Consider the following 25,739-nt stretch of genomic DNA (forward strand, 5'->3'; position numbering starts at 1 on the left):
CCGAGATGAACCTGATGCCTGAGAAAAACCCCGACTTCTGGGCCCAGGTGTGGCTGGTCCTCTCGAACCCACTGTGGCAGGGCGCAATTATGGCCTTCACGATCACGCTGTTGCGCGTGCTGTATGACGCCAAAGAGCCGAACTACTGGCGCACCTTGTTCGAGGCGCTGCTGTGTGGTGCCTTGAGCCTGTCAGCCAGCAGCATCATCGAGTGGATGGAATGGCCGCCGAGCTTGTCAGTCGCCGCCGGCGGCGCCATCGGCTTCATTGGTGTGACAGCTATCCGTGACCTGATCATCAGGTTCCTGGGCAGAAAGGCGGATTCAGCATGAAGGCGATAGCAGTGGCAATCATCGTCGCCCTGGTGGGCTTGTTGCTCGTCGGCATCCAGCAGATGCGGGTCGAGGATCTGCGAAACGAAAAGCTCGTTGAGACCCAGGCGAAGGTGGACGCCATCAAGGCTAACACCGAAAGCCAGGTCACCATCACAACCCTGCGGGCCGAGGCCCAGCGCAATACTGACTACCTGAAAGACTTGAAAAACCGCATCAGGGCCAGCGAGAAGAAAGCCGAGAAGGCGAGGAAAGACTTTGAAGAACTCAAGCGCAACAGCAAGCCTGTTCGTGACTGGGCTGCTCAGCCTCTGCCTGACGGCCTGCGCGGCAAAGCCGGCGGTGGTTACAAAGACCCAGGCCGTAAGAATTGAAGCGCCTGAACTGATCCCATGTGAGCGGGTGGACCAGGACGAGGCCGGCCTCCGCTTCAACGGCGATGTATGGGAGCTGAAGGACAAGGCCATCAAGTTGCTGGATACCTGCGCTGACCAGGTGGACGCCCAGATCGTTCGCAGTCAGAGCAAGTAATCCGCGCCACGTTTTCGAATGCGTCAAATCGTGGCGCGCAACAAGGGCCACACCATGAGCACAGTAAGCGCCGAGTACTACCAGATCAAAGGCATGGTCAGTGACATGCCAGCAGATGAGCAGGCCGAGGTCGCCCGTGTTGAGGCCCTGGTGATTGAGCTTGCCAAGTCGTCCCAGGCTGCCGCGCTCGGCGTGATCCTGGGCTCGATCAAGCTTTCACTGGAGCCTTGACGATGGATCACACATTCGAATGTCCGAAGTGTAGGGTTGTGAAGACTGAAGTAGTGCCTTACTACGGTAGCGGCCTGATGTGCCACGACTGCCGCCGCGCGCTGCTTCCGCCACCTACAACCGAGCAACGCGGATTGCCACCACCACCGCCAATGCGAACACCTGACACATCCGTTGCGCCCAGCATCGGCTCGCTTCTGATCGTGCTTGTGTTCATTGCAGGTGTAGCAGTCGGCGCAAAGATGGTCGGAGGTTGGTGATGGCAAAGATATCCAGCCTCAAGCCCAGGCTCATGCCGGTCACTACCCGCAAGGTCTCGTCGGTTGCTGAGGTCGCCGGTGCTGACAGCTGGGGCACGGGCCGAGGTGGCAGGCCATGGCGCCGAAAGCGTGAAGCGATCCTGATCCGTGACAACTACACCTGCCGGGTGTGCGGGCTGACCACCAAAGACCTTGAGGTCGACCACATCATCAACGTCGCCCAAGGCGGTACCGATGACGAAGGCAACCTCCAGGCGATATGCATCCCATGCCACAAAGCCAAGACGGCGCTCGAGTCGACTGCGCACCGGTGCTGATTGCTGGTCCTGCATGTCAATGGCGTGCCACACGGTGCAAGTGACGTGCTACATCGGGCCACTGGCGTGCCACAAGGGGGAGGGAGGGTCTAAAGTTCACGACCTTTTGTATCGGACACCACTCCCCCTCTCACGCGCAGATTTTCTCCCACTTTTGAAAAAGGAATTCAGCAAATGGCAGGCGTTAAAGGCAAGAGCGGGGGCGCTCGCCCCAACTCTGGCGGCGCGCGGCCTGGTGCTGGAAGGAAGAAGAAGGTCGAGCCGGAATCAGCAAATTCCTCGGCGGTCTCTGTGGAGTTTGAGGCACAACCTCACGGCGGCGCGTTGAAGCGCGAGAGGGCGGTGCCGGTGCCAGCGCCAGAGATGGATATGCTGGCCCTGCTGACCAAGATCGCGCTCGGTCAACTCGACGCGAGCCCCATTCAGGTCAGGGCAGCGATCGCAGCAGTCCAATATACCCACGTCAAAAAAGCGGAGGGCGGCAAGAAGGACGGGAAGCAAAAGGCGGCTGAAGAGGCTGCTGGAAAATTCAACCGGCAGGCCCCGCCCAAATTAGTAGCAGCTAACGGTAAGCAGGTTTAACTATGGAATGGTCGACCGCATGTCCTGACTGGGAGCAGCGCCTGATCGACCATGAATCGATTATCCCTCCCCCGATTTTTGTAGAAGAAGCGGAGCGTGCACTTCAAATATTCAAGGAGCTCCGCGTTCCAGATCTGCCGGGCAAGCCAAGGATGGCCGACTGTTGCGATGAGTGGGTACTCGACTACGTTCGCTGCATCTTCGGCGCTTACGATGCTGAGACCGGCAAGCAAATGATCCGCGAGTTCGGCTTACTGATCAGCAAGAAGAACACGAAGAGCACCATCGCAGCCGGCATCATGCTCACTGCCTTGATTCTCTGCTGGCGCGAGGAAGAGGAGCATCTGATTCTGGCGCCGACCAAGGAGGTTGCGGACAACGCTTTCAAGCCAGCTGCCGGGATGGTTCGCGCTGATGAAGAGCTTTCAGCGATGTTCCACATCCAGGAACACACCAGGACCATCACGGACCGAACCACCCTGAACTCATTGAAGGTCGTTGCGGCCGACACTGACACCGTTTCCGGCAAGAAGTCGGGCAAGGTGCTGGTCGATGAGCTTTGGGTGTTTGGCAAGCGCGCAAATGCCGAGTCGATGTTCATGGAGGCCCTAGGCGGACAGATCTCCCGCGAAGAGGGATGGGTCATCTATCTCACCACTCAAAGTGATGAGCCGCCGGCAGGGGTTTTCAAGGAGCGCCTGAGTTACTGGCGCGATGTTCGTGATGGAAAGGTGGTGGATTGCAAGACGCTGGGGGTTCTTTACGAGTTCCCGGTCCGGATGGTCGCTAACAAGCAATACCTGAATCCAGAAAACTTCTACATCACCAACCCGAACATCGGGCGCTCCGTGAGTGCGGAGTGGCTAGAAGACCAGCTCAAGAAGAGGCTGGGCACTTCAGATGGATCCTTGCAGAAGTTCCTGGCCAAGCATCTGAATATCGAAATTGGTCTGAACTTAAGGACCGACCGGTGGGCGGGGGCTGATCACTGGGAAGCCGCCGGCGACAAGTCGCTCACCTTTGATGAGCTGCTGCGGCGCTCCGAGGTGATTGTGGTAGGCATCGATGGCGGAGGTCTTGATGACTTGTTGGGCCTGAGTTTGATTGGCCGCGAGCGTGAAACTCGGCGCTGGTTGCACTGGGCGCACGCCTGGGCCCACCAGATCGCACTCGACCGCCGCAAGGATATCGTTTCAAACCTGCGCGACTTCGAAGCTGATGGCGATCTGACCATTGTCGAGCGGCCAGGTGATGATGTCCTGCAGGTCGCAGATATCATCTGCGAAGTTCGGGACGCTGGATTACTTCCTGACAAGCAGGCAATAGGCGTCGATGCGGCCGGTATCGGCGATATCGTTGATGAGCTGACTACGGAAGATCGCGGTATCACGATGGAGCAGATCGTTTCGATCTCCCAGGGCTGGCGCCTCAACGGTGCAATCAAGACCACTGAGCGAAAGGTCGCCGGTGGTGAGTTCGTTCACGGCGGGACACGGCTGATGGCCTGGTGTGTCGGTAACGCCAGGACGGTGGCGGTAGGCAACGCGATTGCAATCAACAAGCAAGTGAGCGGGTCGGCAAAAATTGACCCGCTCATGGCTACCTTCGACGCAACAACGCTCATAGCGCTGAACCCTGTGGGTTGCGGTGATCTACAGGGCTTTTTCGACAATCCAATTATGGTGGGGCTTTGATGGCGCGCGAAAAGAAACCCGGGCGAATCAAGGCCGCTCTTCAAGATTGGCTTGGTGTTCCCATTGGCCTGAAAGATGGTTCTTTCTGGAAAGAATGGTTCGGCAGTTCCGTCAGCGGCCAGCACGTGTCCGTCGACAAGGCGATGCAGCTGTCAACGGTCTGGGCTTGCGTCCGTTTGCTTTCGGAGTCGGTGTCGACTTTGCCGCTGAAGCTTTACCGCCGCCTGCCTGATGGATCAAGGGCTCCGGCAACTGACCACCCTCTCTACCGCTTGCTTTGCAGGGTGCCTAACTCAGAAATGACCCCGCAGCGCTTCATGCTACTGTTGGTGGCCAGCATCTGCCTTCGCGGTAACGCCTTCGTCGAAAAGAAGATGATCGGCAATCGGATTGTTGCGCTGGTACCGCTTCTGCCCCAGTGCATGCGGGTCAAACGACAGGAAAATGGCCGTCTCAAGTACACCTACACCGAGAACGGAGTTGAGCGCGATATTCCTGAAAAGACTTTGATGCACATCCGTGGCTTTGGCCTGGATGGCGTCTGCGGGATGCTTCCAGTTTCAACCGGCAAGGAAATCTTCGGGTCTGCCATGGCGGTTGAAGAGGCGGCCGCCAAGGTCTTTGCTCAGGGCATGCAAGCCTCAGGCATTCTGACCAGCGACAAGGTGCTCACCCCGGCGCAGCGGGAGCAGCTCAGGAGCAGCCTCGGTTCGTTCATGGGTTCCAAGAACGCCGGCAAGATCATGGTTGCTGAAGCGGGCCTGAAGTACCAGGGGATCACCATGAACCCCGAAGCCTCGCAAATGCTGGAGTCACGTTCGTTCAGCATTGAAGAGATGTGTCGGTGGTTCCGGGTGCCGCCCTTCATGGTCGGACACATGGATAAGCAGTCCAGCTGGGCCAGTTCGGTGGAAGCGCAGAACCTGCACTTCCTGACCAACAGTTTGCGCCCGCTGCTGGTGAACATTGAGCAGGAGATCACCCGATGCCTGATCGGTGAGGCTGACGCTGACGAGTTCTTCGCTGAGTTCGCTGTTGAAGGCCTGCTGCGCGCCGACAGCGCCGGTCGTGGCGCCTGGTACAACACCGCTCTGCAAAACGGATGGATGTGCCGCAACGAGGTGCGGCGTCTGGAGAACATGGCTCCAATCCCTGGCGGCGATACGTTCACTGTTCAGTCGGCGCTTGTGCCGCTTGACCAGCTCGGCAAGCAGTCAGCCGGCATGTCGCCGGCGGCTACCGCCTTTATGTTGCGCATCACTGCGGCAAATCAGAGCGGGGACAAGGAGGCAATCAAGGAAGCCTTCGACATGGCGACCAAGGCGCTCGATGCCGGAAACCCCGATGGGCCAATGATGGCCCACGCACTGATATCTCTACCTCGGCTTCTCGCCGCTTGATCCTGGAGTAACCAATGACCCTAAAGACCATTCCGGCGGCGCCGGAGGCTCGGCCGCGCGCGCAGGTTCACTGCGACCTGACGCCGAAGGCCTTGGAGCGGTGGAATCCATCGATCAAGGCGTCAAGCACGGATGACAACTCCATCACGATTTACGACCCGATTGGGTTTGATTGGTGGACGGGCGAAGGCGTAACTGCAAAGCGGATCAGTGCCGCGCTTCGCTCTATCGGTGACAGCGATGTGACCGTGAAGATCAACAGCCCAGGTGGCGACGTGTTTGAAGGGCTGGCCATCTACAACCTGCTGCGCGAGCACAAGGGCAAGGTGACGGTGCAAATCCTCGGCCTCGCCGCCTCGGCCGCCTCGTTCATCGCTATGGCGGCTGATGAAATCCAGATCGCGCGCGCCGGCTTCCTGATGATTCACAACAGCTGGACCATGGCTGCCGGTGACCGCAACGACATTCGAGAGGTCGCCGACTTCCTCGAGCAGATTGACGGAACACTCGCCGATATCTACGCCGTACGCACCGGTGACCCCATTGACGCCATGCGCAAGCTCATGGACGTCGAGACCTGGATGGGCGGCGCTGTTGCAATCGATGCGGGGTTTGCAGACAGCCTTCTGGCGTCTGACGCAGCAGTCGAGGATGCCAGCGCCTCGGCGCCTCACCAGGTCGCTGCCCGCCGTATGGATCTGATCCTGGCCAAACAGGGCATGCCGCGCTCCGAGCGCCGCGCGCTCATTCAAGAACTCAAGGCTGGTACGCCTGGCGCTACCACCTCCGGCAAGCAGAACGCTGCCGCAACCCCGGCCAACCTGGCCGACCCCATTGCCGAACTACAGGCCGCGCTTTCGCGGTTCTCGGCAGCAGCTATTCAAACCGGAGAAAAACCATGAGCGACACTACTGCCGAGCTGTTGAAGAACGTCTCCAACGAGCTCAAGAAGGCCACTGACGAATTCAGCAAACAGGCTGAAAACGCGCTGTCGGAAGCCAAGAAAGCTGGCTCGCTTTCTACCGAAACCAAGGCCGCTGTCGATGAGATGGCCCTGAAGTTCAACAGCCTGACCGAAGCCGAGAAGCAGCTGAAGGCTCAGCTCGGCGAACTGGAACAGGAGTTCGCCCGGATTCCTACCCAGGCCGCCGCCGCTCAGCGCGAAACCCTCGGCGGCACCGTCATCAAAAGCGAAGCTCTGGCCGAGTTCGCAAAGAGCATTCAAGGCAACCGCCGCGTAAGCGTGCCAGTTCACGCCGCGTTGCTCAGCACCGGCGTTGCCGAAGGCGTAGTGGAGCCACAGCGCCTGCCAGGTATCGATGTGATGCCGAAGCAGCGACTGTTCATCCGTGATTTGATCGCGCCGGGTCGCACCACTTCCCCGGCGATCTTCTGGGTGCAACAGACCGGCTTCACCAACGCCGCACGCGTTGTCGCTGAAAACACCCAGAAACCGTACAGCGACATCCAGTTCAACACCAAGATCACGCCGGTTACCACCATCGCGCATATGTTCAAGGCCTCGAAGCAGATCCTGGACGACTTCGCCCAACTGCAATCGACCATCGACGCAGAAATGCGCTACGGCCTGAAATACGCCGAAGAGTCGGAGATCTTGTTCGGCGACGGCACTGGTGTTCACCTGCACGGCATCGTCCCGCAAGCAGAAGCTTATTCGGCAGCGTTCGAGCCTGACGCTATGACCCAGATCGACCAACTTCGCCTGGCTATGCTCCAGTCGCAACTGGCGCGCTTGCCGGCCAGCGGTCATGTGCTCCACTTCACCGACTGGGCGAAGATCGAGCTGACCAAGGACACCCTGGGGCGCTACATCATCGGCAACCCGCTGAGCCTCGCCGGTCCCACTCTGTGGGGGCTGCCAGTTGTTGCAACTGAACTGGCGGCGTTCCTGGGCAAGTTCCTGACCGGTGCCTTCCAGACTGGGGCACAGATCTTTGATCGCGAGGACGCCAACGTGGTGATCTCCACCGAGAACGCCGACGACTTCGAGAAGAACATGATCTCGATCCGTTGCGAAGAGCGTCTGGCGCTGGCCGTTAAGCGTCCGGAAGCTTTCATCTACGGCACCTTCGCCACTCCAGCCCCTTGATATAGCGGGGCCGCCAAAAATAGGCGGCCCCCGGAGGTCAGAAATGAAACTGAAGACCCTCAAGCCGCTTTACTTGGGCGGCAAGACGCTGACAGAGGGGTCGCTGTTCATCACAGATGAGCAGCACGGTCGCCAGCTCCTTCAAAAAAACTATGCCGTGGAGTGCGATGACGACGGCGAGCCCATGGTGGACCTGACTGAGCAGGAAGACTCACCCGATCCGCTGAGCAGGGAAAAGGCAGCAGGCAAACCGGGCGGAAAGAAGAAAGGCGCCTGATATGACAGTCATCCCGATTGAAGTAGCAATGCAGCACTTGCGGGCCGAGGTCGAGGATCAGGCCTATGTCGCGCTGGTGCTAGAGGCTGCGGAGGATAGTGCGGCGCAGTACCTGAATCGTCGCTTCTATGCCGATGCTGATGCACTTGCTTCCGCCGTGCTGGCTGGAGACGCGGGGACTGATCCGATCCTAGTCAACCCGTCGATCCGTGCTGCTTGCCTGTTGATTGCTGGCAACCTCTACGGCAATCGTGAGGATGTCGTGGTGGGCACCATCTCTTCCGAGTTACCGATTGGGTCCAGGTCTATGTTGATGCCTTACCGCGTCGGGCTGGGTGTGTAATGAGGGCCGGTCCGCTTCGACACTCTTGCATGCGCCGCGGCTACATCGACGGCAGGGATGCCCTCGGCCAGCCCTCGAAAGTTTGGGGTGACCTCGGAAAGCTATGGGCGGAGATCAATATTCCTTCCGGCCGCATGTACGAGGCAGCGTCCCAGATGCAGGTCACAGTCACCGCCGAGATCAACATTCGTTACCGCAAAGACGTGGTGGCGGGTCAGCACCTGGTGCACGACGGCACCACCTACGAAATCATCGCGCCGCTGGCCACGAACCAGCGCGACATGCTGAAACTCATGTGTAAAACGGTGAAGCCAAAATGAGCAACGGATCGCTGACAGTTTTGGGGCTTGGTGAGCTGCAGGCCGATTTCGAACGCCTGGCCAAGTCAGTAGGCAACAAGATCGCCAGGGAGGCAGTTATGGCTGGTGCCAGGGTGGCCAGGGACAAGGCACGAAGCACTGCACCAGTTCGCACGGGCAAACTGAAGAAGAACATTATTGCTGTCAGTGTGAAACAGGCTGACACGCCTGGCGGCGCTACTGCCGGTATCCGCGTAAAAAATCCAACGGGCAAACAATCCAAGGCGCTCAAGCGTCCCGGCAAAAAAGGGCGCACCTCGAAAACGGATTACGAATCACCGTTCTACTGGAAGTTCCTGGAACTGGGCACATCGAAGATGCAGGCCCATCCATTCATTCGACCATCTTGGGACGGCAGCCTGCCTCAGATCGAAAAGGCCGTTGCTGACAAGCTGGCCGAAGGCATCGACAACGCCATCACCCGGTAACCCCAATGATTGAGAAATCCCTCATCGACAGGCTTTCGCCTCTGGTCGACGGGCGAGTGTACTTCGGCGTTGCGCCGGTGGACGCCGCCCAGCCACGCCTGGTGATTCAAACGGTAGGCACCACCACCGGTTTCACGCTCGCCGGCTGGGATGGCTCCAGCGACCTCACTATTCAGCTCGACGCATGGGGGGAGAGCTTCCTCGAGGCGCTCACGCTTGCTGGTCAGGCCTTTACCGCGATGACCACGGATGACGCTGACTTCACCACCGGCAGCGCAGACCGCCTGGCGGATGTGTTCGAGAACGACACCAAACTTTTCAGCGTGAGCTGGGAATACACCCTGCAACCATAGGAGGCCACATGGCCGTTCAAACTCCAACGAAAGCGAAGTTCGTCAAAACGCAGGGCACGGCTCTCAGCGTTTCCAAAGCCACCACGCTCGACCCTAAGGCAGTCGGCATTGAATGGGCCGATCTGTCAGTAACGATCAAACAACCGCAGTTCCAGGGTGGGCAGTCGGATGAGATCGAAGTAACGGTGCTTGCCAGTGAGGCGAAAGAGTTCACCGTAGGCCTGGCCGACAACGGCACCTTCAGCATGTCCGGCAACTGGAAGGCCGACGACGAAGCCCAGACCGTGCTGCGTACTGCTCGTGATGATGGTGAGCCGCGCGCCTTCAAGTCGCTGTTCAAGGACGGATCATCTTCGAGCTTCCTCGGTCTGGTGACCCAGTTCACCTGGGACGCCGCGCCAAACGGCACCGTCAACGGCACGTTCAACGTGCGTATCACTGGTGCCGTATCCTTCGACCTGCCTCCGGTGACTCCATAATGGCGCGCACGAAGATCGGCGCCGGTGTGGATCTGCGCTCCATGGCACTGGACCCGATGCGCAACTTCAAGCATGAGCGCCTCACCATCGACGAGTGGGAGGGCGCCCAGGTGGTGGTCAGGGCGTTGAGCGCTGGTGACTGGGTTGAGTATCGCCGCCGCGCCGCTTTGGCGGTTGCTGAGGCCCGTCAGGATGCTGGGCTTCCGGCTCAGTCTCCTGCCGCCGATAGTGCTGATGAGGCGCCGCTGGAGCCGCGGGTGGAGATTCATTCCTCGCCGCTCTATGCATTCGTCCTGGTGCGGGCCTTGCTCGATGAGAACAATGCTCGAGTGTTCCAGGATGAGGACGTGCCTTCCGTAGCTGATGCCTTCAGCCCAGTGCATGACCGGCTCGTCGGCAAGGTATTCGAACTGAGTGGCGTAGCGGCCGGAGCTGGCGCGCAAGACCCGGTGGATGCCGCGGGAAACGACTGACGGAGGAGCCGGAGTTGGCGTTTATGCTGACTCTTGCCCTCCGGCTTGGCATGACGCTTCAGGACCTGCGCTCACGGATGAGCGCGGAGGAGCTATTCCTTTGGATGGCCTACAACCAAGAATCTCCACTGAGCGATACCCGCGGCGATATTCAGGCCTCGATCATTGCCGCTTCGGTGTTCCAGGCCCAGGGTGCGAAAGTTTCTGCTGTGGACCTGATGCCTAAGTGGAAGGATGAGGCGGCTGCGGTGGTTGATGAGGCGGCGGAGGCTGAGGAGGGAGAACAGCTCTTCAAGGCGTTCTTGATGGTCAAGTCATCCGAGTGACGTAGGTAACCCGCCGTCCGAGGTCCCATCCTCATGCTAGATTCTCTCTTTTGCAAGGAAGATGGTCATGAGGAAGTGCGCGGTTTTAGTTGCTGTCGTTATCGCAGGCTGTGGAAATTCGGAAAGGCCGGACTCAGAAGTTGTGATCGATGAGTCCGCTCTTTCAGTTTACTCCAAAGAGCATTACCCGAAGACTTATCAGCAGTGGGGCGATGATGGCGTTGAGCGAATAAAAGTCGCTGAGCGAGCGGCGCTGATAAAGTCAGCCAAACAGATGAAATGCGACAAAGTTGAATACGTGGGGCTCTCTGAGCAGATGAGTAGCCCGCCTAATAAAATAGTTGTTTTTGCCGACTGCCTGAATCGATGGCGTTTCTACATCGATCAGAATTCTGAAATTCTCAGTAGTGAGAGAACCAAATAACCCGCCAAGGCGGGTTTTTTAATGTCTGGAGAAAAGCATGGCAGGGCAAACCCTTCGCTCCCTGATCGTCAGCGTCTCAGCCGAAACGAGCGCATATCAGCGTGAAATGGCAAGGGCTGGCCGCATGGGGCAGAGCTATCTGCGAACCATCACTTCTGGAAACCGTGATGCGACTAGTTCGTGGAGATCCCAGGAGGCAGCAGTTCGAGCCCAGGGCTCTGCGATGCAGGCGCTTACATCTTCAGTGGGAGGCTACGCAAAGGCCATGGCCGGCGCTCTTGCTGTGGGCAATGTCATTCACCAGGCTGACAGCTGGAATCAGGTAAATGCTCGACTGAAGCAGGCCTCCACGAGCACTGAGGATTTTTCTGTAAACCAAAAGGCGCTATTTGAGATCAGTCAGCGCACCGGTACTGCCTTTGCCGACAACGCGGGTCTATTCAGTCGTTCGTCCGCATCGATGCGCGAGTTTGGCTACTCATCGAGCGAGGCTTTGGGTGTCACCGAAGCGTTGGCCCTTGGGCTTCAGCTTTCCGGCGCTGGTGCAGCAGAAGCCTCCTCTGTTATCACGCAGTTCTCCCAAGCTTTGGGTCAGGGTGTATTGCGCGGCGAGGAGTTCAACTCAGTTAACGAAAACGGTGATCGCGTAATCCGGGCGCTTGCCACCGGCATGGGCGTTGCCCGTAAAGACCTCAAGGCAATGGCAGACCAAGGCCTACTTACCATTGACAAAGTGGTGCCGGCACTGATTAGCCAGCTTGGTACCCTTCAGGGGGAATTCAAGGATCTACCTGGCTCGGTTAGTCGAGCCACTACAACCGTCAGCAACTCATTCCAGGCTTGGGTGGGCGGGATGGACGGCGCGACCGGCAGTACCAAGATTCTTGCCCGTGCCGTTACCTTTGTTGCCGAAAACATGGACGTACTTGCGGCGTCGGCGCTTACTGTTGGTGCGGCGTATGGCAGCCTGAAAGCGGGTGATTTGATCAAGAGTCTGTGGGCCCAGGTTACTGCTATTCGGGAAGCAAACTCAGCTGAAATAGGGCGCTCTAGGGCTCAGCTTGATGCCGCCAATATGGCGGTCAGACGGGCAGCAGCCGAGACGGTGGCTGCAAATGCGCAAGTTGCGGCGACAAGGTTTACTGATGGGCATGCAGCCGCTCTCAGCCGCTTGCGGATCGCCAGGCTTGCAGATGCGCAGGCCGCCGCTGCGCAAACTGCGGCTCAGTCCGCCCAATCAGCAGCGACGTCGCTGGCTGGGCGTGCTGGGGCGGCTCTTCTTGGGGTTATGGGTGGGCCTGTCGGACTTGCACTGACCGTCGGTGCCGTGGCTGCCAGCTACCTTCTGTTCAGTGATAACAGCGATAAAGCCCGCCAGGCTACCGTCGATCTCAAACGGCCCGTAGAGGAGTTGCGCAAGGAGTTTGCGGCACTCGGTAGAGAGCAGGCTCGATACAAGCTCGGCGGCGTTATCCAGCAGCAGGCCGATGCGCAAGTGGCGGCACAGAAGGCGTTGCGCGAGATCCGCGCCGCTGCCCAAGGCAATGACAAGTGGGGCGATACCTACTCGGCCAACCCATTCCAGCGCGACAGGGCGGTGACGGACTTCAATCGCCGCATTGCCGGCGGCCTGGATATCGACTCGGCTAGCCAGCAGTTGGTCGCGGCAATCGGCCCAAACGAGGAGATGACCAAGGCTATCAATGCTTCTGCATCAGCGTACGGCGAAGCGATCAAAGCCTCTGGCGATTACGGCGACGTCGCCAATATGCTCACCGCTCGCCTGAACGATGTGGCCACCGCAGCCGGCCAGGCTGGCGCCGGACTGAAGAAGATCGCGGGGCCCGACAAGAAGACTATTGAGGGCTGGAACACCTACACCAAAACCCTCGTTGAGCGCTTGAACTCCGTCAGGGATGGCGGCGACCTGGTTGGCGAGGTGAACCGGAGGATTGAGCGGGAGGGCGTTGACCCCGGTACTGCCGAGGGCTGGCGCATCCTAGCCGGCGCGATCAAGGGTTCTGAAACGGCGGCCAAGGCTTCTGAGGAGGCCCAACAAAAAGCCAAAAAAGCCTCGGAGGACATCCAGCGGCAAGCTGAGCAGCTCAACAATGCATACAAGCAAACCCTGGACAACCTTACCCAGCAGGTCGAGCTTTACGGTGAAACCACCGAGATAGGGCGTCTTCGCTACGAGCTCACCACGGGCGAACTGTCGAAGCTTTCGGAAAAGAATAAGGTCATGCTTCAGGGCAAGGCCATCGAGCTCGACGCGCTCAACGCGAGAAAGGCCTATGACGGCCTGATGTCTAGCCTTCAAACCAAAGAGCAAGCCCTGCTCGCAACGACGAAAGAGCGGATGCAGGTGCTTGAAACGGCCAACCGTGCCGGCAAGCTATCGTCGGACGACTATCGCGCTGGCGCTGATGCCATCTCGAAAGCCACGGTTACCGAGGCGCCAGAGTTCGGCGGCATCGACTCCTCGGTAGGTGGACCCTCCGGGGAGCTTGTAAAGATCGCCGAGGCTGAAGCAGCGCTCAAAAAGTGGCACGACAAGCAGCTGTCCATGCAGGCAGATCTGCGCGATCAGATCCTGGCCGACCAGCAAAGCACCAACGAGCAGAAGCTCGCCGCCGAGCAGCAGTACCTGGACCGAGTCGTCGAGATCAATCAGACGAACCAGGCGCGGCTTTCTGACATTCAGGGCGCCTATAAAGTGGCGGTGATCGGCACCTTCAGCGAGTTGTCAGGCCAGGCCGCCGACATGGTTGGCAAGATCGCTGGGGAGCAGTCCGGCGCGTACAAGGCATTGTTTGTAGCGCAAAAGGCGTTCGCGGTGGCTTCGATCATCATGAACGCGCAGATCGCTGCGGCCAAAGCGCCTGCCGAACTAACCATCTTGGGTGGTATCCCGGTCGGCGCAGCGCTCCTTGCTGCAGGTTACGCCAATGCTGGCATGGTCGCCGGCATGGCGCTGGCCGGCTTCTCTGAGGGTGGCTATACCGGCCACGGTGGCAAGTTTGAGCCGAAGGGGGTGGTTCACGGCGGCGAGGTCGTCATCCGCAAGGAAGTGGTCGATCAGCCCGGGATGAAGGATTACCTCATCGGCCTGAACCGTAGCGGTAAGCCGGGTTATGCAACCGGCGGATTTGTCGGAAGCCCAGGTATCTCGCCAGCCTTCACCGCTCCATCTGTCGCAGCCGCCGCCGGCTCAGGATCTGCGCCGGAGATCCACTTGCACATCAATGGCGACGGATCGGGCGGGGCGGTCAACGCTCCGGAAGGTTACGAGAAAATGGGCCTGGCGCTGCTGGCCACCGCTCGTTCCGAAATGCCAAAGATCGCCCGGCAGGTGATTCAGCAGGAGAAAGGCCAGAACGGCCTGCTTGATCCAAACAATCGGAGAAACAGCTGATGGCAGAGGTATTCAACTGGTCTCCACGGGTAGGCTCGTCTGGCGACGAACAGACAGACACGCTTGAGTCCAAGTTTGGCAATGGCTACAGCCAGCGATTGTCGGTCGGCATCAACAACGTGTCTGGCGCCTATGTCGTGTCGTTCACGGGCAATGAAGCCTACATCGCAGAGATCAAAAAGTTCTTCAAGCGGCACAAGGGCGCAAATCACTTCCTTTGGACACCGCCGCTTGAAACACAGGGCGCTTACATCACCACCGGTGGCTGGCAACTGCAAACCCACGGCAACAAGAAATACACCCTTAGCACCACTTTCGAGCAGGTATTCAACCCATGATTACGTTGGACGACCAAAAGCTAGAACCCGGCGCGATAATCCAGTTGATCGAGCTGGACGGTGAGGCGAGGGGCATGGGCATCTTGCGGTACCACGCGCACCAGCAGTCCACGCCGATCATCTGGAAGGGTGAGACATACCTGCCCAGGCCTTACGAAACGGGCGGCTTTGGGCGCAGCGTTGAGGGCAACAACTCCACGCCCATGCTGAAGATCAGCAATATCGACGGCACGATCACCGCACTCTGTCGACGCTTCCAGGGGATGAGCGGGGTAAAGCTGACGGTTCGACAGACGTACGCGAAATACCTGGATGCAGCGAACTTTCCAGAGGGCAACCCTACGGCCAGCACCATGGAAAGGCTCGACATCTCCTATATCAACCAGGTCACCAGCCTGTTGCGTGAAGAGGTAGTGTTTTCGTTGGCCCCTCCGACTGCTGTTAAAGGTCAGAGGTTGCCGGGCGGCCTGATCATGAACCGGTGCGAATGGTGCCTTTGGGGCGAGTACCGCGGCCCGGACTGCAACTACACCGGGATCAAGATGTTCGACCTCGACGGCAACCCAGTGGACGACCCGGCACTGGATCGCTGTGGCGGCCGGCCAAGTGACTGCGAAATCCGCTTTGGCAAGGGCAACCCATTGTCGTTCGGCGGCGCCCCTGGCGCTGCGCTTATTGGATAGACCCCATGAACAAGACGATGCTGAAACAAATTCAGGCCCACGCTGAGGCGGAGTTTCCGAAGGAAAGCTGCGGCGTGGTGATTCGTGAGGCTGGGCGGCTGAAGTACGTTCCCTGCCGCAACGATGCCAAGACGCCGAGTGAGCACTTCATCATCAACCCCGAGGATAAGTGTGACGCTGAGGACCGTGGCGAGGTGACGATGATCATTCACTCTCATCCCGACGTGCCGCCCGTGCCGAGCATGACCGATCGTGTCAGCTGCGAAATGCATGAAAAGCCGTGGGGCATTGTGAGCTGGCCGTCTGGCGAGTACTTCGAGTTCAAGCCTGATGGTTACCAGGCCCCGCTGGTTGGCCGCGAGTTCGGCCATGGTCTGCTGGACTGCTATGCCCTGTGCCGCGATTACTACGAGCGCGAGCATGGGATTGAATTGCCGAACTACCCACGCCGGGACGGCTGGTGGAACGATGGTGAGAGCCTCTACGAGAAATACTACGAGGAGGCCGGTTTCTATCCGGTTTCGATGCCGCGCAAGGGCGACATGATCGTCATGCAGATCAACGCCGCTGCACCGAACCACGCAGGAATCTATCTGGGTGACGGTTTGCTGACCAGCGCCCCGGAACTACATCCGGCCCCGGGCACCTTCCTGCATCACCGCTACAACAAGAAATCCACCCGCGATGTGTATGGCGGCATGTGGGCTGATTACACCGTGCTGATTCTTCGGCACCAACGAGTGTCGGAGGTTGACTGATGGCCATGAGAGCAACGGTTCGCCCCCAGCCCCTGGTGGTGTTGGTGATGCTTTACGGAGTACTGGGCGCACGATTTGGCCGGGTACACCACTTGGCGGTCGCATCGTGCGCTGAGGCGGTCCACGCCCTTTGCGTGAAGATTCCTGGCTTCCGACGGTTCCTTCGCTTTTCGGAGGAGCGCGGCCTGACTTACGCAGTCTTTCGCGGAAAGAAGAACCTGAGCGAAACCGAGATTGAGATGCGCCAGGACACCGTTGAGCCGATCCGTATTGCGCCAATTGTGATCGGCAGCAAGGGAGGCGGCCTGTTCGCCACCATTGCCGGTCTTGCCCTGGTGGTGATTGGCGCGATCACCCAGCAATACTACCTGGTGGCTGCTGGTGCTGGCCTGATGATCGGCGGCATCGCCATGAGCATGTCTCCGTCACCGGTTGGCGTGTTGGACAAGGAGGGCGACGGCAACAGGCCTTCCTATGCGTTCGGCGGCGCGGTCACCACCACGGCCCAGGGCCGCTGCAAACCACTTCTGTATGGCGAACGCGATATCGGCGGCGCTCTCATCTCGGCTGGCGTCTTTTCGGAAGATCAGCAGTAAGGAAAACCCATGTCCAAAATCGCAACAGCGCCTGCTGCAAAGCGTAGGCGCCGGCCTACTGCTGCCCGCGTTTTGGGCGCCAAGGGCGGCGAGCAGAAGCCATACACGCCCTACAAAGCACCCGACACCGCGCTTTCTGTCGCGACCGTGAAACTGCTCTATGCCTTGAGTGAGGGGCCAATTGTAGGCTTGGTGGATGACAGACGGTCGGTAAAACTCAACGGTACGCCGCTGGTCTCGCCTGATGGTAGCGAGAACTTTCCCGGTACCGTTTGGGATTTCCGCCCGGGCACTGTGGATCAAGAGCACATTCCAGGCTTTCCGGCCATTGAGAACGAGGCGTCCCAGGGACTGCCGGTTGAGCTGAAATCGGATAACGCCTGGACGCGCGCGATCACTGATCAGCAGTTGTCGGCTGTGCGCATCCGGTTGTCCTGGCCGCAAATTTGGCAGGTCAAGACAAACGGTGACCAGATCGGCTACCGCATCGACTACGCCATTGATCTTTCTGTAGATGGTGGAAGCTATCAAACGGTTTTGTCGGCGACCCTGGATGACAAGGGGACAACCGAATACGAGCGCACCCATCGAATCGACCTACCCGAAGGTTTCACGAGCGCACTGGTTCGCGTGCGCCGGCTCACCCCTAACCGCAATGACTCCAACTTTGCAGACCTGATGCGCATCAAGGGGCTGACGGAGGTAATCGACAAGAAGCTGCGCTATCCGAACCTGGCGCTGGGCGGCCTGCAGTTCGATGCAAAGCAGTTCCAGGACACGCCGAAGGCCAGCTTCCTGATGCGCGGCCGCATTGTGCAGGTGCCGACCAACTACAACCCGGAGACTCGAACCTATACAGGTGACTGGAACGGCACTTTTAAGCTTGCCTACACCAACAATCCTGTCTGGGTATGGCGCGACCTGTTGTTGCATCGTCGCTACGGCCTGGGCCGTCGCATCACCGCCGACATGGTGGACCATTGGACGCTGTACGAGATCGGCCGCTATTGCGATGTGATGGTTCCAGACGGGAAGGGCGGCATGCAGCCGCGCATGACCACCAACGTCTACATTCAGGATTCGGTTGAGGGCTATGCACTCCTTTCTGACCTGGCCAGCGTGTTCCGTGGCAGCAGTTGCTGGAATGGTTCTCAGGTCACCATGGTGGCGGACATTCCGGGTAATGAGGACGGCTACGTCTTCACGCGCTCGAACATCATCGGTGAATTTGAGTACGTCTCCGCAGCGCTTCCTGATCGCCATACACGGGCGAAGGTGGCTTGGGACAATCCTGAAAACGAGTTCAAGACACAGCCGGCCCCCGTTACCAACGAAGAGCTGATCGGCGAACTCGGCCACCGGATGCTGGATATCTCGCGTTTCGGCTGTACCGTGGAGGGAGAAGCAATCCGCCACGGTATCTGGGCGCTCAAGTCTGAGCAGTATGAGGAGTGGTCGGTAAGCTTCACCACCGGCATGGAGGGCCGCAACGTCGAGCCCGGCCAGATTATCTGCGTGGCTGATGAGTTGTTCTCGGGGCGCGCAAATGGTGGGCGTATCAGCGCCGCGACCAGGCGTGTGATCACGCTCGATATCGATGCCGAGGTGCACGAAGAGGATCGGCTAATCCTCAACCTACCCAGCGGCAAGACCGAAGGGCGCATCGTTAAGTCCGTCTCTGGCCGCTTGGTCACCGTCATGGCCGACTATTCGGAGCTCCCAGAGGCTGAATGCAGTTGGTCCGTGGAGAGCGCTGACCTGGCCGTGATGCGCTTTCGTGTGCAGACCATCGAACCGCAAGGACTCCACCAGTTCAAAATAGCTGCCACTCAACATGAACCCCTGAAGTACCAGGCGATCGACACGGGTGCACGGATTGACCCGCAGCCAACGAGCATCATCCCGCCCGGGGTAATGTCTCCGCCGGAGAACATCGGCATCGAGGCGCGCAGCGTCGTGTCGCAGGGCATTGCTGTCACCAGTATGCGTATTACGTGGGATTCGGTGCCGGGGGCTATTGCGTACAACGTGGAGTGGCGCAAGGACAGCGGTAACTGGATCCGCTTGCCGCGCACTGGGAATCTTGGCGCGGACGTTGAGGGCATTTACAGCGGCCGCTACGTTGCGCGTGTCAGTTCGGTCAACGCCATGGACGTGGCCTCTATCTGGGGTACTAGCCCTGAGGTAGTACTGACCGGCAAGACCGGCCTGCCGCCGGCGGTGTCGTTCCTGACCACAACCAGCGAGCTGTTCGGCATCGGCATCAAGTGGGGCTTCCCTGCTGGCGCCGAGGATACCCAGCGCACCGAGCTTTGGTACGGTCCGGCGAATAACCTGCCGGCCGCGACGAAGCTGGCCGACCTGGCATACCCGCAGGCCGACTATCGGATGCAGTCTCTCCTGCCGGGCGCAACGCTGTTCTTCTGGGCGCGCCTGGTGGACCGTACCGGCAACATCGGTCCGTTCTATCCGGTGGTGAATGGGGTGATGGGGCAAGCCAGTTCTGATGCTGGGCCGATTCTTGAGCAGATCAAGGGGCAGATTGACGAGACATCCCTCGGGCAGTTGCTCAATGAGCGCATCAACCTTATCGACGGCAATGGCCCTGGCTCGGTCAATGGACGCATCGAAGCGGCCAAGGATGAGCTGGAAGGGCTGATTGACCAGATCGTCGACGCGCTGGAGTACGACCCTGCAAAGGCATACGCGCTTAACGATATCGTCCGCATGGGCCAGCACCTGTATCAGGCCAACGGCCCGATACCGGCGAACAACCCACCACCGAACGCAACCTACTGGACCGACATCGGCACGGTAACGCAGACGGTGAATGCCCTGGTAACGCAGGTTCAGCAGAACTCGGCGACGATCAACCAGCAGGGGCAAGACATCACCGCCCAGGCGCAACAGCTCAATGCGGTGAAGGTGACGGTCAACGACCCAGTCACCGGCGTGAACGCTACGGCCAGCGGGTTAAGCACCCTCAAAGCCACGGTAACCACGCTCGACGGCAAGGTCACCACCACGGCGCAGCGGGTCGACGGCATTTACTTGCAGGTCAACCCACCTCTTCAGGGTGATGACACGGCGCTAATCGGTTCGGACGAGAAATACGTTGGTGTCTGGTCTGTTCAGTCTGCCCTGATCGAGGGTGACCTGGTGCAGGGACAGCGAACTGACACAGTGGAAGTGAAGGTGGCTAACAATGCCGCCGCAGTTGTCGCCGAGCAAACTGCCCGCATCAATACCTACGGCGCTCTGTCGTCCAGCATCGAAACGGTCAAAAACTCGGTGAACGGCAATACCCTGGCCATTCAGACCAACACCACGGCAATTCAAACGGTCGACGGCAAGGTTACCGGTAGCTGGTCTGTTCGCTTGCAATATGAGGCCAGCACGGGCGAGTACAAGTGGGCTGGCGTTGGCCTTGGTCTTGAAAACGGCCCTGGTGGACTTCAAACGAAGTTCGTCATTGATGCTGATCTCTTCGCCCTCGGCCAGGGCGGAACCGTGCCGTTCGCCGTACAAGGCGGGCAGACCTTCATCAAGTCAGCGTTCATCCAGGACGGCACGATCACCAACGCCAAGATCGGTAACTACATACAGTCGAACAACTATGACCCAGGCAAGGCTGGCTGGAAGCTGTTCTTCGACGGGACTTTTGAGATCAACGGTGCATTCGGAGGTGACGCCCGGCAAGTTATCAATAATCGCGGCGGGAAAGTGTTTGATGAAAACAACGTCAAACGATTCCAGTGGGGGGATTTGTCAGCATGAGCTACGGGATAAGGGTATGGGGGTCGACTGGTGCATTAGAGCTTGATGAAACCTCGTTTACAGTGAGGATCATACACTCGTCACTAATCACAAGATCGCCTCCTAATAACTCAGGACCAAGGAACACGTTTATAGCGTTGCCTGGAGTAGAGCCGAGCACCCACTCGGCTATATGTATTCCAGCGGGTGCATATCCCAAAGACCCAAACGCCCAAGACTCTTATGCGGTTCAATTTGATACTCAGGTCGTCTCAGGCGGGGTTTATGTTTGGTTTGCCAATCGGTCCCACCCGACTGCGACTATGGCGTTAGGTACTCAGCGATTGATGGTGATGAGGTACAGATGAATGGCATACGGCATGGAGTTCAGGAATGGATCCGATGTAGTTACATTGGATTCAGAATATTCGAGACTGTCTATTCTACAAAAAGGCAGGTATTCAGGCGGGGCCACCTTCTCGCCCGCTATCACCACTCAAGAGCCTCCTTTGGTTTTTGTTAGGCCGGACGCAACAAGCACATTCAGTTATGTAACGATCCTTGGAACTCCAGGCAACTGGACAGGATTTTCATTCCTGGTCGACGGAGCTGGAAGCTTCTTCGTTGCAGCCTTTCAGGCTAGACCTGTCGCAACCTATGGGTTCAGGCTGTGGGGACCATCTGCCAATCTGTTAATTGATAGCGGTACTCCATGTGCCCAATTCACCAGGACGATTACCGATTGGACCTACCTAGGATCTTCATCCACTGGACAGGGTACAACTAAGTCGAGCTGGACTGCCACATCGCCATTGAATACCGGTGATTACATGCTGGTAAACAACATAGGTATGGATGTGGGGGGAGCTTCTACCAGATTCTGCAAGCTTTATTGCACCTGGGATTACCAGAACAACAGAATCGTTCCTTTTGTTGAGGGGGTAGCAAACTCAATATATCTATATATCTCAGTTACATTTGCTAAGCCGATCACGTGATATTGGTTTTTTGTAAGGTTCTCGAGTTTTGATGTGTAACCCACCCAGGAGGCTTAAATGCCAAGGCAAGAAATAAACATCGGCACGGCCCCAACAGGCGCTGGCGGCGACACTACTCGCAGTACTGCCGTAAAAATTAACGCTATGACCCAGGAGCTTTACAACAGGAATTCTCTGTTGGGCACTGCATCCAATAGAAATGTAGGCGTGAATGAAGGTAATGTAATGGAAGTAGCTGCTTCTGCGGCTGTTGTGGGCAACTCTTCTTTCGCGCTTGATGGCAGCCGGTTCATCTCCCATCTGGACGGCACTACTACAGGCGGCGCACCTGGCGCACCTAACGCGGTTGGGTTTCGCTCAAGGTTTGCGGATAACAGCCTTTGGGCTGTTGACATCGTTGCTGGCGTTTACCAGACCGCCGCCGGTCTGTACTGGCGCCAGGTGAACGCAAGTGGCATCCCGCTTGGGTGGCGGCAGATATACGACACAACAAATACCACCCGTGCCCAAGATGGCACCCTCAAGGCGATTTAATCATGGCAAGAGCAGCAATTAATATCGTGGGCGAGACCGGCGCGAAGTTCGATCTGACCTCGCTGGGCGGTACAGACGTCGACAGCTACCGCTCTGGTGTTGGGGTGTATTGCGTCACGGGCACCTTGGGCATGGTTCCTTTTCCGCCATTGGACCAGGGCTGGGGCTACTCGCTGCATCCTTCGGAGAACACCGCCAAGGTCGATATCGCTTTCGTTGAAGGCCTATTGACCGTGACCGTCACGATGGATGGCGAACCCTACGACCTGAAAACGATGGTCACGCTTCACATCCTTGTGCCCGATATTCCGCTGGAACAAGTGCCGGCCCTTCCGCCGATTGTCGTTAACCCACTGGAAGCTGCCCAGGCCGAGCTCATCCGTCTACGAGCCATAGCAGACTACGCCGTCGCGCCGCTGCAGGATGCGGTCGATGTGGACGAAGCCACTGACGCCGAGATTGCCTTGCTCAAGGGCTGGAAGAAGTACCGCGTTGCGCTGAGCCGGGTGCCCGAGCAAGAGCATTACCCGGGCGCTATTGAGTGGCCTGTGCTTCCGGCCTGACTGCCGAGCTAAATACCACCGCCGCCTTGTGCGGTTTTTTTTCGCCTGGAGAAAATATGAACGCAACTGAAAAAGATCGGGACATCCTGGCGCGCACGCTGTGGGGTGAGGCCCGTGGGGAGGGACTGGCCGGCCAGATCGCCGTGGCGTGGACCATCCGCAACCGTGTGTTCGACGGCAAGGCCAAGTCCTGGTGGGGTGAGGGCTACGCCGGGGTGTGCCTGAAGCCCTGGCAGTTCAGCTGCTGGAACCAGAACGACCCGAACTACGCCTACCTGAGCGGTGCCAAGCAAATCCCGGCCGCGCAGTTCGCCCAGGCCCAGCGTGCGGCTGACCAGGTGATGTCGGGCGCGGTACCGGATCCAACCGGGGGCGCCACGCACTACTACGCAACCACGATGCCCAAGGCCCCGGCCTGGGCGGCGAAGGCCAAACAGACCCTGCGCCTCGGTCACCATGTTTTCTTCAAGGATGTGCCGTGATGACGCCCGTACAGAAGCTGATCGGCCTGGGGCTGGCAATCCTGCTGGCGCTGGTCCTCGGCTTTGGCGGGGCGTGGCAAGTCCAGGACTGGCGCCTGGGCAAGAAGATGGCTGAGCGTATCGCGGAGCAGGGCGCCCACCACCAGAAGGAACTGGATGCAATCACTGGTGAGGCGTGGCGTCAGCAGTCGGACGAACTGGATAAGCGCCTGGCCACCGAGGAAAAGCTCGCGCTCCAGGACCAACAACACACCAAGGAATTATCCGATGCCCAGCGCAACCAGGCTAGCCTGCGTGACCAGCTTGCTACTGCTGATGTCCGGCTGTCAGTCCTCATCGAGGATTCAGCCAGTGGCTGCAACGTGCCTACCGCCCCCGGCGCCGCCGGCGTGGTTCATGCAGTCCGTCGAGCCCAACTTGACCCAGCGCATGCGCAACGAATTATCGCCATCACCGACGACGGGGATAACGCCGTGATCGCGCTGCGGGCGTGCCAGGCGTATGTCAGGGCGATTGCGAAGTGACCTACATTCGTGGTCGTGAAAATTAGCATGAACCTCAATTCACGTAGGAAAAGCGTAGCAGGCGCACCATTCGGACCGAATCCCGTTATCTGGATTTGGCGAAGGAAAATCCCGTTATGGCGAATTCGGGGTTTTGTCAACCTGACTTCCTTGCTGATCCGTCGATTTGTCAACCTGCGCAAAATCGCAAGCTGGCTCAAGGAACGACAAAAAAGAAGCGAAATATTCCTGAAATTATTCCAGAAGTAGTTGGAGCTGTGTTCGGTCGGCAGGACGCAGGGTAACGTAAATCTGCGCCACGTTTTATTGAGTCGCAAAACGTGGCGCGAAAAGGCAAAAAAGCTGTCTAAAACTACCTCGATATATCCAGCATTAATTGACCAAAACAGCAGCTAAATGACGGTAGAGTTTTAGACAGTGGATCGCTGCAAGGCACGCGGTCAGCGGTGTTCGCCCATTTCCAGCCCATACTGCTGCATCATCGGGGTGTGGGAGGACAGATCGGAGGTGTTTTTACTCATTGGGTAATAGGCAAATTCGTTGAAAGTGATGGGGCAAAGGGGGCGCGTGGTCCAGTGTCGATCAGTTTAGAAAGGCGCCCGTCAAAACAAAGCAGGTCGAATGTGGGAGCTGTCGAGCTTCAGCGAGGCTGCGATGGGATCACCGCCCTGTACCGGCGGGCCGAAGCACCCGCATCGCTGAAGTTCAAAGCTCCACACCTTGCCCAATCGTGGTCGCTTAACTGATCGGCATTGGGCGCTTGGCCCAGCATTTTTTGCGATGGGCGCAAGGTTAACATGCGAAGTCGACCCTTCGCAGGTCGCAAACGACCCGGTAGAAATAGAAGGAGGGGCGGCGCATTTATCAAAATACGCCGCCCCCTTCTTTTTATCGCCCCTTTACTGAATGTTGCCGGGCGAATCCAACACCTTCACCACATCATCAACTACCGCCTTGACCATCTCCTGCAAGTAATGCGACGCCCACGCATAACGGTCCGTCTCCTTGGTCATCGCCGCATCTTCTGCGAGCAGCTTGGCGACATGGAGAAGATCGGAGGCGTGGTGCAGGGCTTCTTGCAGGGAAACACCGCTGTTGACGCGGAATAGAGGTTGGTCGGAGTGAAAGGAGAAGGGGGTGACGCCGAGGGTGGTTAACGCAGGCGGATTTGTAGCGTTCATCGGTAAAACTCCCATATCAAGTGAGAGCTACCACGTTCGTTATCAGGCGAATGGGGTGGCAGCTGTGCGCAGGCTGATAAACCGGAGATACAGGAACCCGGCAGACCCGAAGGTCTCCCACGCACAGCCGCCATTGCACGAAATGAGGGGCGAAAAAAAACGCCTGCAAATCGGGTTTGGTGGCGCTTGTTGCGCCTGCATCTTGACGGGTTATCAGGCCCGGTCGCTGAATTGGCAGCGACGAATGGAAGGGTAGCGTGGTGATAGGGAGGGTGCAACTGGGAAACTGTGTCCTGGAAATAAATGCGTCCGCTTTTCTCCAGTAGGCAGCATTGGAGAAACAAGCCTCCTAGAACGATGTGGCAGGTAATATCATGATTCGACTAGTTTGAACTTCGCAACCTGGAAAATTTATGACGAGTACCCTGAAGTATCAGATTCTTGCTGGGCTACCGGGCGAAGGGCCTCTTCCTTTGCAGTTCAGCGCTACCGGCCAAGGGCACCATAGTGAAGGATTCGTCATCAGGTTCTCGCCAGAGGCTAAGCCTTCTTGGGTGGGGAATTTTCAACCGGGTTTTTGCCGCTTCAGTTGCGTTCTGACGCTGGGTTCAACTTTTCATGTGATGATAGTTGCCGGTGGTCAGGGTTATATCGTGGACATTCGTAGCGGCGTTCTCTTGAAGCATTTCGGTGGCGATATCGAGTACTTGGTCAGCATTCCAGAATTAGACAGCATCCTTGTTTCAAATGGGGTGTGGCTCAGGCTTGTTAAAGGCGAGGCTGAGGTCTGGTGCTCTGAGCGCCTGTCTCTGGACGGGATTAGAAATATCCAAATCTCGCTCGCGGATGGGATCATTACAGGGGAGGGATGGTATGTGGACGATTGCTGGTATCCGTTCAAAGTCTGCATCTCCTCGGGGGAGGCTACGGGAGGAGTTTTCGAGTCGCTTGACTTCAGCTAAGTCCATTTCTGCGTTTCTGAATGATTAGCT

Annotated in this window: 32 protein-coding genes; 31 read left to right on the forward strand and 1 reads right to left on the reverse strand. The window is 58.2% G+C overall.

Features of this window, described 5'->3' with window-relative positions; translation table 11 throughout:
• The first annotated feature begins 5 nt into the window (after positions 1-5).
• The 30 genes from ACWHXD_RS06530 (at position 6) to ACWHXD_RS06675 (ending at position 23,566) form a co-directional block, all read left to right on the forward strand.
• Positions 6-332 (forward strand): phage holin, lambda family, encoded by a 327-nt coding sequence (locus ACWHXD_RS06530; RefSeq protein ID WP_168220165.1) that lies wholly within the window; start codon positions 6-8, stop codon positions 330-332.
• Positions 329-706 (forward strand): hypothetical protein, encoded by a 378-nt coding sequence (locus ACWHXD_RS06535; RefSeq protein WP_499083676.1) that lies wholly within the window; start codon positions 329-331, stop codon positions 704-706. The genes ACWHXD_RS06530 and ACWHXD_RS06535 overlap by 4 nt, the downstream gene beginning before the upstream one ends.
• Positions 707-734: 28 nt before the next feature.
• Entirely contained in the window at positions 735-863 is a 129-nt protein-coding gene (locus ACWHXD_RS06540) for a hypothetical protein (protein WP_499085080.1), read from the forward strand.
• Between the two features lie 54 nt (positions 864-917).
• Complete coding sequence (locus ACWHXD_RS06545) at positions 918-1,094, forward strand: hypothetical protein (protein WP_499083677.1); 177 nt, start codon at positions 918-920, stop codon at positions 1,092-1,094.
• A gap of 259 nt (positions 1,095-1,353) precedes the next feature.
• The gene (locus ACWHXD_RS06550) at positions 1,354-1,671 is read left to right on the forward strand and encodes an HNH endonuclease (protein WP_499083678.1); all 318 of its coding nucleotides are present in this window, start codon (positions 1,354-1,356) and stop codon (positions 1,669-1,671) included.
• Positions 1,672-1,845: 174 nt separating this feature from the next.
• Positions 1,846-2,253, forward strand: coding sequence for a hypothetical protein (locus ACWHXD_RS06555; protein WP_122489761.1), 408 nt, complete (start codon positions 1,846-1,848; stop codon positions 2,251-2,253).
• Positions 2,254-2,255: 2 nt separating this feature from the next.
• A complete protein-coding gene (locus ACWHXD_RS06560; protein ID WP_499083680.1) occupies positions 2,256-3,947 on the forward strand; it encodes a terminase large subunit in 1,692 nt (563 codons plus the stop codon).
• Positions 3,947-5,347, forward strand: coding sequence for a phage portal protein (locus tag ACWHXD_RS06565; protein WP_499083683.1), 1,401 nt, complete (start codon positions 3,947-3,949; stop codon positions 5,345-5,347). Before ACWHXD_RS06560 ends, ACWHXD_RS06565 begins: the two co-directional genes overlap by 1 nt.
• 14 nt (positions 5,348-5,361) lie before the next feature.
• Entirely contained in the window at positions 5,362-6,249 is an 888-nt protein-coding gene (locus ACWHXD_RS06570) for a head maturation protease, ClpP-related (RefSeq protein WP_499083684.1), read from the forward strand.
• On the forward strand, positions 6,246-7,457 hold the full coding sequence (locus ACWHXD_RS06575; protein ID WP_499083686.1) for a phage major capsid protein: 1,212 nt from the start codon (positions 6,246-6,248) through the stop codon (positions 7,455-7,457). Before ACWHXD_RS06570 ends, ACWHXD_RS06575 begins: the two co-directional genes overlap by 4 nt.
• A gap of 43 nt (positions 7,458-7,500) precedes the next feature.
• Positions 7,501-7,734, forward strand: a complete 234-nt coding sequence (locus ACWHXD_RS06580) for a hypothetical protein (protein ID WP_499083688.1) — start codon at positions 7,501-7,503, stop codon at positions 7,732-7,734.
• Position 7,735: 1 nt separating this feature from the next.
• The gene (locus tag ACWHXD_RS06585) at positions 7,736-8,077 is read left to right on the forward strand and encodes a head-tail connector protein (RefSeq protein ID WP_499083690.1); all 342 of its coding nucleotides are present in this window, start codon (positions 7,736-7,738) and stop codon (positions 8,075-8,077) included.
• Positions 8,077-8,397, forward strand: coding sequence for a phage head closure protein (locus ACWHXD_RS06590; RefSeq protein WP_499083693.1), 321 nt, complete (start codon positions 8,077-8,079; stop codon positions 8,395-8,397). Before ACWHXD_RS06585 ends, ACWHXD_RS06590 begins: the two co-directional genes overlap by 1 nt.
• Positions 8,394-8,864 (forward strand): HK97-gp10 family putative phage morphogenesis protein, encoded by a 471-nt coding sequence (locus ACWHXD_RS06595; RefSeq protein WP_499083696.1) that lies wholly within the window; start codon positions 8,394-8,396, stop codon positions 8,862-8,864. Before ACWHXD_RS06590 ends, ACWHXD_RS06595 begins: the two co-directional genes overlap by 4 nt.
• Positions 8,865-8,869: 5 nt before the next feature.
• Positions 8,870-9,217, forward strand: coding sequence for a tail completion protein gp17 (gp17, locus tag ACWHXD_RS06600; RefSeq protein ID WP_068966480.1), 348 nt, complete (start codon positions 8,870-8,872; stop codon positions 9,215-9,217).
• A gap of 8 nt (positions 9,218-9,225) precedes the next feature.
• Positions 9,226-9,696, forward strand: a complete 471-nt coding sequence (locus tag ACWHXD_RS06605) for a phage tail tube protein (protein WP_105225946.1) — start codon at positions 9,226-9,228, stop codon at positions 9,694-9,696.
• A complete protein-coding gene (locus ACWHXD_RS06610; RefSeq protein ID WP_499083699.1) occupies positions 9,696-10,169 on the forward strand; it encodes a phage tail assembly chaperone in 474 nt (157 codons plus the stop codon). Before ACWHXD_RS06605 ends, ACWHXD_RS06610 begins: the two co-directional genes overlap by 1 nt.
• 23 nt (positions 10,170-10,192) lie before the next feature.
• Entirely contained in the window at positions 10,193-10,495 is a 303-nt protein-coding gene (locus tag ACWHXD_RS06615) for a phage tail assembly protein T (protein ID WP_184316602.1), read from the forward strand.
• 67 nt (positions 10,496-10,562) lie between these two features.
• On the forward strand, positions 10,563-10,919 hold the full coding sequence (locus ACWHXD_RS06620; RefSeq protein WP_078467603.1) for a hypothetical protein: 357 nt from the start codon (positions 10,563-10,565) through the stop codon (positions 10,917-10,919).
• A gap of 37 nt (positions 10,920-10,956) precedes the next feature.
• Positions 10,957-14,334, forward strand: a complete 3,378-nt coding sequence (locus ACWHXD_RS06625; protein WP_499083702.1) for a tape measure protein — start codon at positions 10,957-10,959, stop codon at positions 14,332-14,334.
• A complete protein-coding gene (locus ACWHXD_RS06630) occupies positions 14,334-14,672 on the forward strand; it encodes a phage tail protein (protein WP_153871616.1) in 339 nt (112 codons plus the stop codon). Before ACWHXD_RS06625 ends, ACWHXD_RS06630 begins: the two co-directional genes overlap by 1 nt.
• Positions 14,669-15,355 carry a phage minor tail protein L gene (locus ACWHXD_RS06635; RefSeq protein WP_499083705.1) on the forward strand — a complete coding sequence of 229 codons (687 nt, stop codon included), beginning with the start codon at positions 14,669-14,671 and terminating at the stop codon, positions 15,353-15,355. Before ACWHXD_RS06630 ends, ACWHXD_RS06635 begins: the two co-directional genes overlap by 4 nt.
• Positions 15,356-15,360: 5 nt before the next feature.
• The gene (locus ACWHXD_RS06640) at positions 15,361-16,113 is read left to right on the forward strand and encodes a C40 family peptidase (RefSeq protein WP_499083706.1); all 753 of its coding nucleotides are present in this window, start codon (positions 15,361-15,363) and stop codon (positions 16,111-16,113) included.
• A complete protein-coding gene (locus ACWHXD_RS06645) occupies positions 16,113-16,709 on the forward strand; it encodes a tail assembly protein (protein ID WP_499083707.1) in 597 nt (198 codons plus the stop codon). Before ACWHXD_RS06640 ends, ACWHXD_RS06645 begins: the two co-directional genes overlap by 1 nt.
• A gap of 9 nt (positions 16,710-16,718) precedes the next feature.
• Positions 16,719-20,486 (forward strand): TipJ family phage tail tip protein, encoded by a 3,768-nt coding sequence (locus tag ACWHXD_RS06650; RefSeq protein ID WP_499083709.1) that lies wholly within the window; start codon positions 16,719-16,721, stop codon positions 20,484-20,486.
• 347 nt (positions 20,487-20,833) lie between these two features.
• On the forward strand, positions 20,834-21,463 hold the full coding sequence (locus tag ACWHXD_RS06655; protein ID WP_133632927.1) for a hypothetical protein: 630 nt from the start codon (positions 20,834-20,836) through the stop codon (positions 21,461-21,463).
• 57 nt (positions 21,464-21,520) lie between these two features.
• Positions 21,521-21,997, forward strand: a complete 477-nt coding sequence (locus ACWHXD_RS06660) for a hypothetical protein (protein ID WP_133632926.1) — start codon at positions 21,521-21,523, stop codon at positions 21,995-21,997.
• Positions 21,998-21,999: 2 nt separating this feature from the next.
• On the forward strand, positions 22,000-22,560 hold the full coding sequence (locus ACWHXD_RS06665; RefSeq protein ID WP_499083711.1) for a tail fiber assembly protein: 561 nt from the start codon (positions 22,000-22,002) through the stop codon (positions 22,558-22,560).
• 56 nt (positions 22,561-22,616) lie between these two features.
• Positions 22,617-23,042 (forward strand): cell wall hydrolase, encoded by a 426-nt coding sequence (locus tag ACWHXD_RS06670; protein ID WP_288855781.1) that lies wholly within the window; start codon positions 22,617-22,619, stop codon positions 23,040-23,042.
• Positions 23,042-23,566 (forward strand): lysis system i-spanin subunit Rz, encoded by a 525-nt coding sequence (locus ACWHXD_RS06675; RefSeq protein ID WP_499083713.1) that lies wholly within the window; start codon positions 23,042-23,044, stop codon positions 23,564-23,566. Before ACWHXD_RS06670 ends, ACWHXD_RS06675 begins: the two co-directional genes overlap by 1 nt.
• Positions 23,567-24,465: 899 nt before the next feature.
• Here the strand turns inward: ACWHXD_RS06675 and ACWHXD_RS06680 are convergent.
• Positions 24,466-24,747: a DUF3077 domain-containing protein gene (locus ACWHXD_RS06680; protein ID WP_138761407.1), complete on the reverse strand. Its 282-nt coding sequence runs from the start codon at positions 24,745-24,747 to the stop codon at positions 24,466-24,468.
• Positions 24,748-25,160: 413 nt separating this feature from the next.
• Between ACWHXD_RS06680 and ACWHXD_RS06685 the strand changes: the two genes are divergently transcribed.
• Positions 25,161-25,709, forward strand: coding sequence for a hypothetical protein (locus ACWHXD_RS06685; protein ID WP_032893302.1), 549 nt, complete (start codon positions 25,161-25,163; stop codon positions 25,707-25,709).
• Positions 25,710-25,739 lie beyond the last annotated feature (30 nt).

The organism is Pseudomonas fjordensis, from assembly GCF_976987115.1.